General features: G+C 61.7%; 18 protein-coding genes. 9 read left to right on the top strand and 9 right to left on the bottom strand.

All coding sequences use genetic code 11. From position 1 onward, the window contains the following. The first annotated feature begins 261 nt into the window (after positions 1-261). The 3 genes from MKK55_RS09910 to MKK55_RS09900 all read left to right on the top strand — a co-directional run bounded on the left by MKK55_RS09910 (position 262) and on the right by MKK55_RS09900 (position 2,171). Positions 262-402, top strand: coding sequence for a hypothetical protein (locus MKK55_RS09910; RefSeq protein WP_243934497.1), 141 nt, complete (start codon positions 262-264; stop codon positions 400-402). 138 nt (positions 403-540) lie between these two features. Next, on the top strand, positions 541-1,593 hold the full coding sequence (locus tag MKK55_RS09905; protein ID WP_243934496.1) for a DUF2336 domain-containing protein: 1,053 nt from the start codon (positions 541-543) through the stop codon (positions 1,591-1,593). Further along, positions 1,590-2,171 (top strand): PilZ domain-containing protein, encoded by a 582-nt coding sequence (locus MKK55_RS09900; RefSeq protein ID WP_243934495.1) that lies wholly within the window; start codon positions 1,590-1,592, stop codon positions 2,169-2,171. The genes MKK55_RS09905 and MKK55_RS09900 overlap by 4 nt, the downstream gene beginning before the upstream one ends. A 193-nt stretch (positions 2,172-2,364) precedes the next feature. Here MKK55_RS09900 and MKK55_RS09895 read toward each other — a convergent pair whose 3' ends face one another. Together MKK55_RS09895 and MKK55_RS09890 are read right to left on the bottom strand one after the other, a co-directional pair. Further along, positions 2,365-2,634, bottom strand: coding sequence for a hypothetical protein (locus MKK55_RS09895; protein ID WP_243934494.1), 270 nt, complete (start codon positions 2,632-2,634; stop codon positions 2,365-2,367). A 245-nt stretch (positions 2,635-2,879) separates the two neighbouring features. Beyond that, complete coding sequence (locus MKK55_RS09890; protein WP_243934493.1) at positions 2,880-3,095, bottom strand: hypothetical protein; 216 nt, start codon at positions 3,093-3,095, stop codon at positions 2,880-2,882. An 883-nt stretch (positions 3,096-3,978) separates the two neighbouring features. Between MKK55_RS09890 and MKK55_RS09885 the strand changes: the two genes are divergently transcribed. Beyond that, on the top strand, positions 3,979-4,155 hold the full coding sequence (locus tag MKK55_RS09885) for a hypothetical protein (protein WP_243934492.1): 177 nt from the start codon (positions 3,979-3,981) through the stop codon (positions 4,153-4,155). A gap of 430 nt (positions 4,156-4,585) precedes the next feature. On the opposite strand, the gene MKK55_RS09880 is transcribed toward MKK55_RS09885, so the two are convergent. Then, positions 4,586-4,840 carry a hypothetical protein gene (locus tag MKK55_RS09880; protein WP_243934491.1) on the bottom strand — a complete coding sequence of 85 codons (255 nt, stop codon included), beginning with the start codon at positions 4,838-4,840 and terminating at the stop codon, positions 4,586-4,588. 2 nt (positions 4,841-4,842) lie between these two features. Here MKK55_RS09880 and MKK55_RS09875 point away from each other — a divergent pair, with 2 nt between their 5' ends. After that, positions 4,843-5,247, top strand: a complete 405-nt coding sequence (locus tag MKK55_RS09875) for a hypothetical protein (protein ID WP_243934489.1) — start codon at positions 4,843-4,845, stop codon at positions 5,245-5,247. Between the two features lie 51 nt (positions 5,248-5,298). On the opposite strand, the gene MKK55_RS09870 is transcribed toward MKK55_RS09875, so the two are convergent. The 3 genes from MKK55_RS09870 to MKK55_RS09860 all read right to left on the bottom strand — a co-directional run bounded on the left by MKK55_RS09870 (position 5,299) and on the right by MKK55_RS09860 (position 7,505). Then, complete coding sequence (locus MKK55_RS09870; RefSeq protein WP_243934487.1) at positions 5,299-5,793, bottom strand: hypothetical protein; 495 nt, start codon at positions 5,791-5,793, stop codon at positions 5,299-5,301. Between the two features lie 631 nt (positions 5,794-6,424). Beyond that, complete coding sequence (locus MKK55_RS09865) at positions 6,425-6,733, bottom strand: Gp37 family protein (RefSeq protein WP_243934486.1); 309 nt, start codon at positions 6,731-6,733, stop codon at positions 6,425-6,427. A gap of 19 nt (positions 6,734-6,752) precedes the next feature. Then, positions 6,753-7,505, bottom strand: coding sequence for a hypothetical protein (locus tag MKK55_RS09860; protein ID WP_243934485.1), 753 nt, complete (start codon positions 7,503-7,505; stop codon positions 6,753-6,755). Positions 7,506-7,944: 439 nt separating this feature from the next. On the opposite strand from MKK55_RS09860, the gene MKK55_RS09855 reads away from it, so the two are divergent. The 4 genes from MKK55_RS09855 to MKK55_RS09840 all read left to right on the top strand — a co-directional run bounded on the left by MKK55_RS09855 (position 7,945) and on the right by MKK55_RS09840 (position 9,833). Continuing rightward, a complete protein-coding gene (locus MKK55_RS09855) occupies positions 7,945-8,481 on the top strand; it encodes a DUF2059 domain-containing protein (protein ID WP_243934484.1) in 537 nt (178 codons plus the stop codon). Positions 8,482-8,511: 30 nt separating this feature from the next. Further along, positions 8,512-8,805, top strand: coding sequence for an HU family DNA-binding protein (locus MKK55_RS09850; RefSeq protein WP_243934483.1), 294 nt, complete (start codon positions 8,512-8,514; stop codon positions 8,803-8,805). Continuing rightward, complete coding sequence (locus MKK55_RS09845; protein ID WP_243934482.1) at positions 8,802-8,981, top strand: hypothetical protein; 180 nt, start codon at positions 8,802-8,804, stop codon at positions 8,979-8,981. The genes MKK55_RS09850 and MKK55_RS09845 overlap by 4 nt, the downstream gene beginning before the upstream one ends. Before the next feature lie 447 nt (positions 8,982-9,428). Continuing rightward, complete coding sequence (locus MKK55_RS09840) at positions 9,429-9,833, top strand: response regulator (protein WP_243934480.1); 405 nt, start codon at positions 9,429-9,431, stop codon at positions 9,831-9,833. A 47-nt stretch (positions 9,834-9,880) separates the two neighbouring features. Here MKK55_RS09840 and MKK55_RS09835 read toward each other — a convergent pair whose 3' ends face one another. The 3 genes from MKK55_RS09835 to MKK55_RS09825 all read right to left on the bottom strand — a co-directional run. Next, entirely contained in the window at positions 9,881-10,051 is a 171-nt protein-coding gene (locus MKK55_RS09835) for a DUF3606 domain-containing protein (protein ID WP_147860428.1), read from the bottom strand. A 364-nt stretch (positions 10,052-10,415) separates the two neighbouring features. Then, positions 10,416-10,937, bottom strand: a complete 522-nt coding sequence (locus tag MKK55_RS09830) for an STAS/SEC14 domain-containing protein (protein WP_243934479.1) — start codon at positions 10,935-10,937, stop codon at positions 10,416-10,418. A 200-nt stretch (positions 10,938-11,137) separates the two neighbouring features. Then, a partial coding sequence (locus MKK55_RS09825) for a DUF2252 family protein (RefSeq protein ID WP_243934478.1) occupies positions 11,138-11,534 on the bottom strand: 397 nt, incomplete at its 5' end.

The following is an 11,534-nucleotide window of genomic DNA, read 5'->3' as shown; positions in this document are numbered from 1 at the left end:
TGCAACGCTTGGCAGGTTGTTCGCTGCAGCGCAGCGACCTAGGTTCGCAGTGCGGGACGGCGATGGCGTCGCGGTCCCGCTGTCCTTCTTGGACGTTTCCTCCCAAGACTTCGGGCCGCTCCTTCGGGGGTGGCCTTTTTTCGTTGAGCAGCAGCGCCCCTATCCGCACCTAGCCATAGGACGTCGTTGGCCGCTGGATGCGATTGTATCCCGCTTCGTTCGCAACGCTGTCACTTCAGTCTGTAGGACCTCGACGCGGGCATGCATCTCGCCGGCATCGACGGCGGTCTCGACCAGGTGTTCCTGCGCCTTAGCCAGCGCCGCGCGCAGCTCGGCATTCTCGGTTGCGATGGACTTCGCTACACTTATGGCTTCTCATTGTATGAATTGACAGCTTATTAAGACGGCCTGTGCTTAGTTTAAACCGTTCTGATGCCATTAATTTTCGCATCAAGGTTTGATATGCGCTCTAGCGTGCAAGCTGTAGTCTCCGACGTTGAAGCCGCGGTGGTTGGGGGCGACCCCGAACGACGTCGTACGATGCTGCGTAGTGTGGCGGGCTTGTTCGTTGGCCAAGCCGCCGACTTGAGCGAGGATCAGGTTGCAGCCTTCGATGCGGTCATTCTTCGGCTAGCGCGGGACATCGAGACCACTGCTCGGGCCGAACTTGCCGAACACCTGGCTGATGTCGCCAACGCCCCTCGCAGCGTTGTGCGCGACCTCGCCCTGGACGCATCGGTCGTCGTAGCTGGCCCGGTGCTGGAACGCTCTACTCGCCTGGACGAGAATGACCTTGTCTCTGTGGCCGAACAACGCGGTCAAGGGCATCTCATGGCCATCACGCGCCGTACCAGCCTCAGCGAACGTGTCACCGACGTGCTTGTCACGCGCGGCGACCGCGACGTCGTGCGCTCCGTGGCCGACAATGATGGCGCTCGCTTCTCGGAGGTTGGCCATCGCACGTTGGTGACCCGTGCGAGCCATGACAGCGTACTGCAGGCGAGCTTGACCAAGCGTGCCGACATCCCGCCCGCATATCGCAAACGCCTCGTCGAGCTGGCTCAAGCACGCGCCCAACAAAGCCTCGGCGCTGAGTTCAAAGGCCAAGCAGCAGCGACGGACGCTGTCAGCCGAGCAGCTTCCCTGCTGCGAGCACCGGTGAGAGACGATGCACTTCTGGTAGCCGAGGTCGCAGTTGCCACAAAGGCGCGCAAGACCGACCTCAACGAGTTCGTTGTGTGTGAATGGCTGGAAAGAGGGGATGAGACCGAAGCCCTCGTGGCGCTGGCGCGGTTGGCGGGTGTACCAAGTCGGACGGCCTTGCAGGCCTACGAGACCGAAAGCCACGAGCCGCTTCTGATCCTTGTCCGGGCGAGCAAGTGTGGTTGGCGGACCCTCAAGCTGTTCCTGACTGCGAAGACGGGCCGGCGGCCCGAGCCGCGAGAGATGCAGGGCTTAGTGGAGGCATTCCAGGCGTTGGCCGTTGCCACGGCGCAACGAGTAGCGCGCTTTGCAGCAACACAGGAGGTGGCGCAGCGAATGGAGGCGCCTGTTCCGGCCTCGATGGCAGCACGGTCAAACGCAGCGTCATGAGTTTGTCCCGAAAGCCACCTGCTCGGCTTTGTCCGGTCGTTCTTCCGGCCCTTTGGCATACCTACGAGGGTCCTGAGCATCATGCAGTAACGGTCGATCTTTCCGCCGCCGGCATAAAGCTGCGTGCGTCTCGACTGCCGCAGGTCGAGCGAGCAATCAACTGCCAGATCCGCGGCTTCGAGCCGATGCAAGCTCGCGTTGTCTCGGTTGGCGTGTGCGACTTTCTGATCAAGCTCACAGGGCAAACACCGGCACCCGTGGAGGTCGTGCGTCGACTCATCAAACTCGGGAAGCAGCAGGCGCGGGAGTTCGACGCGGTTCGGATTAACCGCCGGATCGTACCGACCCAAACAAAGGTCGAGGTTCGACTAGCAGACGGCATGACAGTACCAGCGACGGTCCTGAACCTATCAGCCTCGGGCATTGCGCTGCATCTGGAGGTGCCCCTGTCGTTAGGGCAAGCGATTACGGTTGGGTCTCACGCTGCGATTGTGACGCGGCATCTTCCGGAAGGCATTGGCGCAGTCTTTGTCGAGACGTTCGATCAAGGTGCGATCCACAAAGGCATAGTGCTTTAAACGCGGCTTCAGCGCTGTGTCGGTGAGGGCATCCCGTCGCTTATCCTTCAGCAACTTGTCTGACCCACCGTGGACGGCGCTGCATCCGCGGTCAGCAGGTTGCCCGATCCGCTGTGGTGGCCTTGCTTACCCCCCTCGGGCTTCATCAGGGCAGTCTTGACCTGGCTGCTTATTGTGTCGTTGGGCACGACGCTCATCTCCCAAATGTAGCGCTACGCTGCTGGGCGTAGAGACGATCGATTTCAGCGACCGCCTGCTGGCGATCCTCCATTGCGGACTCCAGCATGGCGACGGCAGTTATCGAGGCCGGATCCGTGGGACCGAAGCCTGTCTTCAACTCCTCGATCCGCTGCTTAGCGAAGTCGTTGCGCCCCTCGTACCAAGTGCGCAGATCCTGGAGCGCCTTGCTGTAGCCGGCGCCCTCCTCGCGGGTCAGGTTGTGTGCTTTTGTACGCGCGCTCATGCCATTGCCTACTTCTGCGCTGGCAGCGGTACTGCCAGAATTGCCTCTACGTAGACCTGCGTTTGACCGATCGGGGTTAAGTAAGACGAAACCGCGTCCGTCATGCCGAACGCAAACTGAGGCTAACCACATGCCTCAGCCCGCCCTACTGATGCCTCGGATACACGATGGGCTCTGTCGGCGGGGTCGCCCGTCGCTTGTTGGAGTGGTGCTTGGATCGACCTTGTCGGGCTAGGTACGCCTCGCTACAGCGCGCCATGGACAAACTCGTAGCCCTTCTGGACCGCCTCAAGACCCGCCAGCGCGATCTCATCATGGAAGCCGCTCAGTACGACACAATGCCAGCCGACAGTACGCTGAAGCGGATCGCAGAGCTTGAGAACGCCATCGCAGCGGTAGAGGCAGTGGCCGACGAAGAACGGGGTCGGCGGCGACGGTAGAGCCGACGACGTATAGCTCATCCTTCAGCAACTTGTCTGGTGCACTGCGATAGTCGCTGCATCAGCGGCCAGCCGATCTGCCCGATCCGCTGTGGCGGTCCTGTATGCCCCTTCATACAGGGCCGCCTACTGCATTCCAGCCGACAGGCCGCCCTCGGGCCTTCACGACCCGACATCGTGCGCACACGGGCTAACAGGGCAAGAGTCAAGCTTGTGGGGATCTGGCACCTGCGCCAGCTCAACCTGTCAGCCGCTGACTAGGAGTAATGGGGGAGTATGGGGGTAAGGTGTCAGCCGCTGATTGGCAAGGGCGTTACCTTAATGCCCCCGGTAATCGTATATTCCTGCCGGAACTCATTTGGCGGGCTCGACAAGGTCCATTCTGGAAGGGCCAGAGGACTGCTGTTCCGCTGGCGCCTGAGGATCTTTGCCAGGAGCGTAAGTCGTAGCCGCAGAAGGAACAGGCCGGGTCTTGTTCTCCGCAGTCGAGTTACCACCAGGGTCGGCAGCATCCTTCGACGCTGACCCTTCCCGAGGCACCGGGGCTTGGCTCCAACCGTCCTGAGCGCTTCGATTCTTATCCCCCATTGCATCGATACCCTTGATCTCACCGGGCGTTGTCTGGGCGGACGCTCCTGGCGCTAGCATCAGCACGGCGCAAACGGCCAAACCGGCTCTGCCAATGAATGAGAAGCGAATCATAATAGAATACCGGTTTTCTTGGACTATCTAGCCCAACAAATCCAGCAAGCCGATGTTCCTGCGGCATATCAAAATGCCGATTGCGATTTTTATAAACTCAGGATTGTGATACTATTCGCCATACATGAACGTTCTTATGGACAAATCACGGAACGGTTCGTTACCGCCGCGCTTGTTCTCTCGGCGAGTTCGGAGGGGTGCGATGAAGGTGTTTGAGGTTAGGCAGCGCGCGACCGGAGCCATCCTTTGGACCGGCTCGGCCTCGGATGAGATCGCAGCCCTCGACGCGATAGCGCACGAGGCGGGGTACTATGATCACTCCGACATCCCGCAGACCGTTGGCGGCGGCGGATTGACCGTCGAGGTGGTGATGGTTTGAAGCCTTCCCTGTGATCGCTCGGCCGATTTGGATACCCACTACCATCAGCCTGTAGGGGTTGTCGTACCGATAGGGAGCGTCTCGCCTATGATCGACTCAAAGCGACCCGAGACCGATCCCGCTGAAACGCCGCCTGGCGAGCGATCCTACGAAGATTTCCCCGCGACCGGCAGGTCGCAGGGTTCGCTGTCGCCCGGCGCTACGGAGCCCAGCGATATTGAGGCGCCGCGCAATGACGAAGGAGCCACGGGGCACGAGGCGTTCGATAAGGCGCGAGCTGAAACGCAGCAGCGGAAATGAACTCCCACCAAGCGCCAAGTGACCAACTATGGAGCAAGCATCAACCATTCCACGGCATCAGCCCTGACTACCCTACTGACCGCCACGCATCGCTCTGCCAGGGTTGCTGCTAGCTTGCCCTACGGCTTCGCTAGCCGTTATCGACTGCTTCGCTGACTGTCGCCCCTCCCAACCACGCGATCGCCGCCTCCAGCGATTTGAAGGGATGTGTCATGCCTTCGAAAGGAGGTGGTCGTTGATCCGAAGGAACGGTGTCGAGCAGCTCGGCCTGCCACCCGCTTATGCCGCCGCCCGCGGTGATGTTTCGAACGAGGCTACCGACGATTTTCCCATCGAGCGCAAGGTCATAACTACCGGGTGCAAGCCGGTGGAGGGTGTACGTCACCGTTGGTGTTCCTCAAACGCTTGCCGAGCAAAACCGTAGCTACCGCTGATAACGAGACGCTGCGGACCTTCGCCCTTAATAGCTTGTTGGTCCTACGAGCACAGGAGAGGTTGGGGGGAATTGTGAGCTGGCAGAGTATGAAAAGCGCGCCTCGGGACGGGCAACGGTTTGTTGCCGGCCTATGGATCGAGAAGGGCGCCGCCGCTCAGTTCGAAATGCACATCATCCGCGCCGACATGCGTGGCAAGGGCGTCCACCCGGAAGATGACCGGGGGTGGTCATGGAACGACTACACACACTGGATGCCGCTGCCGATACCTGCCAGATCGGGCACCTCGGATCGTCTGGCGTTGGGCGGAAAGAGTGTAACCCCTCCCATGATGCATCGAGCTTATGGTGTTGACTGAATATGAGCCCCGGGCCAGGGAACGCCGTCGATGCTCGCAGCCTTGCCGGCTTCAGACTGGCTCACATAGATCCTGATCTTCTTCGTCGAACACATGTTCGATCACGCTGTACGGCGGACCTGTGAACCATCCGATCGCTTCAGCCTCCTGTCGGGATACCAGCCGAGTCGTGACCGGCTCGTCAGACTCTTTGCTGGCGATCGTCGCTTCATCCACCTGGATCACAAGCACCGTGCGTGTGCCGATGTCGGTGCAGCGGTAGCGCCGGCCGGAACATGTGAACTCTGATCCAATCCTGAAATCTGACAGATCCATCGGCGTCTCCTTCGCCCTGGCATTTATCATGAAGCAGTTTTTGGCTTGCTCGCCACCTGAGGGAGTTGGTGTGACAGGAAAAAATGGGGTGCTTATCGATGCGGCATCAGAAACATGGTTCAGGTGCTGTTGCGTGGGCGCGCGTCCGTGGTGGGCAGGCTGATCGGCGCAAAACCGGCATTCCATTGCTGAAGCAAACTCGACTTCACACCCCCGTGACAGCAGCGACACGGTTCAGTAACCAGGTCGCCACATGCCGATCATGGTGCAGCGGTAAACATCTCCGCTTCTGCGATGAACCGGAGCATGAGCATGGTACTCGCCGACCTCGATAAGCGTGCCGAGCTGACTGTCTGACCATCCGGAGCGCTGGCTCATACTGCAGGTGGACAGGCGTTCTCCACACTGCGCGAAGCCCTTGTGGCTGCGGCCGAAAGCATCCAGGCCGACGACGCACAGCCCTGGATCATCACCGAGGACGGCGACATCCTCTCGCCGCGCTGGATTAGAGCAAACACGGGTCCATCCCGTTTGCAGTAGGCCGTCTGAAAAAGAGGCCATAAGCCGGTGCGGCGGTTCCTGTTCCCCGCGTCACCAACCTTCAAGCGATCACCCGGCCCGAGGCTCCACGGGTACGATGCAGGGAACTGGCCCGCGCCGACCTGTCATCACGTGCTCTCTGTACCGGGCTGCCTGACGGCGTTCGCGACCGCCGCCGGCGCACATGCGTCGAGAGGCGGAGGCTGTAACATGCATTAGAAGGCTGTCGTCTTCTAAGATGCAGCACGACCCGACCAACTTGCCGAGCCGAGCGCCGTTGGCTTGGCTATGCGCAGCACCACGGTGAGGAACCCGAGAGCGCTCAAAGCATGGGTTTGTGCGGTCGCGAGAAGCTCTGCGTGATGGGGACCGGCGTCGGCTCCCGTCGGGCAATGTCCTCGACGGCGCGCACGACCAGCCGGACCGCATCGAGGGCGTCGTACAAGCCAGACGTGTCCTTTGCTGCGTTCGCTCTGATCGTGAGCAAGTGAGCCTCGGCGTTGCGCGGCGCTGCGCCTTCCGAGCCGCCAGGTTGAGCAGCGGCACGGATCGCGTCGGCCAATCCACCGACTGACGGTGCGAAGCAGGGCAGCAGCCCTGCGCTGGTGAGAAGGTCGTCGTCGTTCGTCATACCGTTCGCCTGCATGTCATCACCGCATGGCTCTGACCGGCTCCGCCACCCGCGCGGATGTTCGTAAGCCATGGGCGTGAGAGCGACCCTGCCGTTTCGGCAGCTTCTTTGACGGTGCCGCCGGCTCTGTTTTCCCCGTATTTAACACCCCGTTATCCGTGGGGTGCATCGGTTTGCACCCACCCCCCTCGGCCGAGAGGCGGCGTCCGCGTCGCATCCATGCCTGCCATTCCCGGCTGATGATGCGCAGCAGGTTCGGCTCGTTCTTGCGTCCCTGATGCCGTCGCTCTTGGATCGTCAGCAGGCCGTCGCCCTCGGCGAGGCGGATCGCAGCCTGGGCCAGCCGCCGGCACACACCAGCACGCGCTGCAATGGCGTCGATGCAGAGCCCACACACGCCCTTGCCAGCTACCTCGTCGCCGACGATGCGCAGCACCGCGAGTTGCCCGGTCGTGAACCTGCTGGCCAGGGCCGGCGGCATCGGGCCAGAACAGGCCAGCAGCCGGCGACGGTCTCGCGAGGCTGATCTATCAGGCGAGACGGCCGCCCGCCGAGGTGGGAACAGACTCGCACGGCCGGCGGGGATGCCAACGGGCCGGATACCCTCTCGGATCGCGCTGCGGCGCCCGTGGAGGCGTTCGGCGAGCGCTTGGGCCTCCGCATCGCCCAAGGCGCCGGACCCGTGCCCCTGCCACACCTGGCGCGATAGCTCGTCCATCTGCGCAAGCGTCCGCGCGCTGTCGATCGCGGCGGCCATAGTCGCGTGAAACATCACTCACAGCCCTGCTCGGGCCGCGTCAAAGCAGGGGGCTCGGCGTGAACCGTTCCCGGCAAAAGGCAAAGCGCCATCGTTTCGGGAAGCGATCCCGATTGACTCCGGTGCGGAGCTATGATGTCTGGGGAGCTGCAAAGCGGTCCACCAGACCCATTCGATTTCGACGGCCTCACCCTTGCCGGGGTGGGGCCGTTGGCGTTTTGGGCTTAGGTCTTTCTCGCGGCCTTGATCCCTTGTTCCAGCCGGCTCACGACTCGCCATAGGGCGCGCAGAGGCCGGACATGGCATGTCGGCTGGGTGACACCGTTAAGTCAACGTTGCGGAGTGGATCGTCACTGGCGTCGTTGACGGTTGATGCAGCCGACATCGAGCATGGTACGAGAGCATGCGTCCGGCCGCAGGGCTGCGTCGTCCCTAGTCGCGATCGGATCAGCCAATGCGCCGCTTAGCCCTTATCGCTTATTGCCTTGCCGTTTCCGCCCCGACCGTGGCAATGGCGCAGTCAGCATCCAAGCTAGCTGCCCCGGCCGCCACGCTTGATCCTGCGACCCTGAAGGTGGCGCGCGAGGTCGTCGCGCAGATGCAGGGGGATCGTACCGCTCTGGTGAACGCGATGGCGGCACCCATGGTCGGCATGATGCAGCAGATCGGGGTCAAGCAGCAGGATCAGGCTCAGGCCTTGGTCCAGGAGGTGGTGCTACCCACCCTCACGGCGCACTTCGACGAGTTGCTCGACATCCAGGCCCGCGGCTTCGCTGCAGCCCTCGGCAAGGACGACCTGCAGGTCATCGCCGCGTTCTACGCCACCCCGACCGGCAAGCGCCTGGTCGCTGCTCAGCCCCAACTCGCGCAAGCGCAGCTGGTAGGAACGCAGCAGTGGATGCAGTCGGTGACGCCTGAGATGCAGGGCAAGCTGACCAAGGCGATCCAGGCCCACGGGTGGGGATCGGCCGGACCGGCGAAGCCGCGCTGACGGCACGGTGGCGAGGGCGGCCGCACCGCCATGATCCGATCCGAACTGGTCCAGCGCTTGGCCGCTGCGAACCCGCAACTCTACGCGAAGGACTGCGAGGCCGTGGTCGACGCCATCATAGGCCGGCTCGCGGACGCCATCGTGGACGGCGATCGTGTCGAGCTGCGCGGGTTCGGGGCCTTCACCATTGTGGAGGCGCGGGCGCGGATGGGCCGCAACCCAAGATCCGGCGCGCCCGTCTCGGTCGAAGCGAAGGCCAAGCTGCGCTTCAAGGTCGGGAAGGACATGCGGGACCGACTGAACCAGGAGGCGGCTGTGCCGTGAGTGATGACCCATTCCACGAAGTCGTCGAAGCTCCCCGCGTGCTCGGCCTGTACGTTGAGCCAACTGGTGACGACCGGAGCCTGTGGCTCGTGAATGGCGAGGAGATGACCGACGCGGGCCTGATGAAGCTTGCCTCGCTGCTGGGCCTCGCGCCGGGCTCGCCGACGATCCAGTGACCGGCGTTCCGAGGCATCTCAGAAATTCGCGCCGCTGGTACGACGCTGACGGCATAGAGCAGCCGCCGGCCACGATCGCCAACAGCATGGCTCACGGCGCCCGTGGGCTGCTGGTGTTCTGCGAGTGCGGCCATAGCGGCGCGATGTCGTTCGATGGCCTGTCCGACGAACCACCACGGCAGTCAGGTCGTGTGGATGTGGGGCAACGATGCGGACCGGAAGATCGAGGCGCCTGAGATCGTACTTCCGGAAGTGGCAGTGATCCCGTTCCCGCCGCTACCATAGGGCGGCAGGGGCAACGTCGTGGCAGCAGCGGGTGTGGCGCTCCTCGACATGGTCGGAAGGCACTGATTCCGACCGCCCCTCTCCTCTCGACCAGACAACAACTGTTCGCGCCCATTTTGGGATGGGGTGGGACCTTGTTTGCTCGGGAGGGATTTGGTGCTCATGGATTGCACCGCGTCTGCCCCTTATGCCCTCGCTGTCGATGACGATGGGCTGATCCGCATGGACGTGCTCGACATCCTTGAAGAGGCCGGGTTTCGAACCCTAGAAGCCGCAGACGGCGATCGGGCCATCACGATCCTTGAAGAGCATTACGCTTCGATCGTTCTTCTCTTTAGCGACGTGCAGATGCCCGGATCGCGTGACGGGTTCGCCCTGGCATGCGAAGTGTCACGGCGCTGGCCGGACATCACGATTGTCGTTGCCTCCGGCCAAGTCAGCCCGCAGCCCGGTGAATTACCTGATGGGGTGCGCTTTCTGAACAAGCCATTCTCGGCTGAAATGGTCCATGACCATCTGCGGGAAATCCTGCCAGACGGCCGAAAGCCGGAACCTCTCAAGTCATAAAAAAGGAACCATTATCGGCCCCTTTCTTCTTTTCTCTCAGAAGCAGCCTAATGACCGAAATATCCGCGAATCGTTGAAATCCGGGTGCCGACCATTCGCACTGCACGCTTGATGTTTTCCTCAGTAACTCCAAGGGATTGGGCAAGCGCCTGGCGCGCGAACTGATCGTGGATGTCTAAATGCGTTTTGGAGACACTAGGCGCGGGTGTGGAGGACATTTAAAACCCTACTCCGCTTATAGGCGTGTTGTAGTGATGCTATACGGTTGAGGGATGAACGCGAACCGGGCGTGGATGTTTCATCATCCCCTGTGGAATGCGGTTTCTCGCCTCAGCCCTGCACCACCCTCTGCTAACTAGAGAATTTTGCGGGTACCGGGCGGGTCGCCTATGGGTCACAAGCGGCTCCGAAAGCAGCCTTGATCGGTTACAGGCTTTCGCCCGTCGAGCGACCCACGTCACCGAGATGCACCCGGCTTGCACAATCGGCCGCTACACGGCTGGTACAGCCAATTGTCCGTTGTCAGATGATCTAGGGAAAGGTGCGCCCTCCCTTAGGCTAACCATCCGACGACCTTGCGTATCAGGATGCGGCGGTTTGAGCCTGTGTGAGCCAAGCCCAAGCGGCTGACTCTTCCTCAAGGTCGAAGGTTTTTGTCTCGACCGGCATGATCATCCCGGACAGGTTGATCATGGCCTTCGCCATGGTCGGTGCACCGACGACGACGTAGCGCTGGATATGTGCCACTGAGCGCGCCTTCACGCTCGCCGCATAGCCGTCGAAGGTCGCTCCTAGGTCCGAGCCTTCGTAGTTCGACATGATGATGAGCATGTCGATCTTCCCGTGCGCCTGCATGGCAGCGTCGGTCACGGAGGACATCCACTCGATGTCGGGCTTGGTGATCTTGTCCTTGATCTCGAAGGCGAGAAGGTCGGGACGCGGTGCCTCACGCTGGATGACTGAACCGTCCGGTGCTGTGTTCAAGCGTTCCTCCCAATTCGGCCATAGCAGATTATGGATTGAACGATACGATCCCACGTTTTGATCCAAACCGATGAGCGTGCCGCACAGTGGCTGCTGCCAAACCTGGGCATCGAAGCCCACCTTGCAGGTCGCAGGTTCGGGCGCTCACAATATGGTGTCCATGAGAGCTGCCATCCAATGCAAATCACGCCGAGCGCCGCACACTCACTTCTACCAGCCTTTTGCCCGTTAAGTCTGCCACAGCATCACCGCGAACGGGTTCTTACCTAACCAGGTTGCGCTCTCTTCCGTGCAGCGCGCACCACCAAGCACATGATACGTCAAAGATGTGGATCGGCTGCCGCTTCAAGCCGTCCCGATGCGATGGCGTCTTGAAAAAATCTGAAGTCCTCAGCGTTTCGATCGCCGTAGGCGGCAGACCAATCAGCTACAGCCTCCCTTAAGTCGGCGCGGCCATCGTGGCCGCAGTAGCCTGCAATTGCTGAGGCATCCCCTGTTCGTGCATGGGCCTTGGCCAACAGGGCGCCATAGGCGTGGGAAAAGTACATAAGAGATCGACCTGTCATGCGAGAGACTGGGATCTCGCCCTTCATGTTCTTCATCTGCCGCACGTAGAACGGGCGGTCGGCGATCGTGGTCCAGCCGAGCAGCGGGTCGCCGACGCCCTGGAGCAGGCGCTGGCCGTAGATCACCCGCTCGCCCTCGTGGCTGGCATAG

Origin of the sequence: Methylobacterium sp. J-059 (assembly GCF_022829485.1) — a bacterium.
Classification (GTDB): Bacteria; Pseudomonadota; Alphaproteobacteria; order Rhizobiales; family Beijerinckiaceae; genus Methylobacterium.
The sequence above is the reverse complement of the archived record's forward strand: the minus strand, read 5'-3'. Positions and strand labels throughout refer to the sequence as shown.

Coding starts and splice junctions, on each gene's coding strand:
- MKK55_RS09835 (WP_147860428.1), bottom strand. CDS start 10,051: ATGTCCTCCACACCCGCGCCTAGTGTCTCCAAAACGCATTTAGACATC.
- MKK55_RS09860 (WP_243934485.1), bottom strand. CDS start 7,505: ATGTTTCACGCGACTATGGCCGCCGCGATCGACAGCGCGCGGACGCTT.
- MKK55_RS09890 (WP_243934493.1), bottom strand. CDS start 3,095: ATGAGCTATACGTCGTCGGCTCTACCGTCGCCGCCGACCCCGTTCTTC.
- MKK55_RS09900 (WP_243934495.1), top strand. CDS start 1,590: ATGAGTTTGTCCCGAAAGCCACCTGCTCGGCTTTGTCCGGTCGTTCTT.
- MKK55_RS09840 (WP_243934480.1), top strand. CDS start 9,429: ATGGATTGCACCGCGTCTGCCCCTTATGCCCTCGCTGTCGATGACGAT.
- MKK55_RS09885 (WP_243934492.1), top strand. CDS start 3,979: ATGAAGGTGTTTGAGGTTAGGCAGCGCGCGACCGGAGCCATCCTTTGG.
- MKK55_RS09850 (WP_243934483.1), top strand. CDS start 8,512: ATGATCCGATCCGAACTGGTCCAGCGCTTGGCCGCTGCGAACCCGCAA.
- MKK55_RS09865 (WP_243934486.1), bottom strand. CDS start 6,733: ATGACGAACGACGACGACCTTCTCACCAGCGCAGGGCTGCTGCCCTGC.
- MKK55_RS09895 (WP_243934494.1), bottom strand. CDS start 2,634: ATGAGCGCGCGTACAAAAGCACACAACCTGACCCGCGAGGAGGGCGCC.
- MKK55_RS09905 (WP_243934496.1), top strand. CDS start 541: ATGCTGCGTAGTGTGGCGGGCTTGTTCGTTGGCCAAGCCGCCGACTTG.
- MKK55_RS09855 (WP_243934484.1), top strand. CDS start 7,945: ATGCGCCGCTTAGCCCTTATCGCTTATTGCCTTGCCGTTTCCGCCCCG.
- MKK55_RS09910 (WP_243934497.1), top strand. CDS start 262: ATGCATCTCGCCGGCATCGACGGCGGTCTCGACCAGGTGTTCCTGCGC.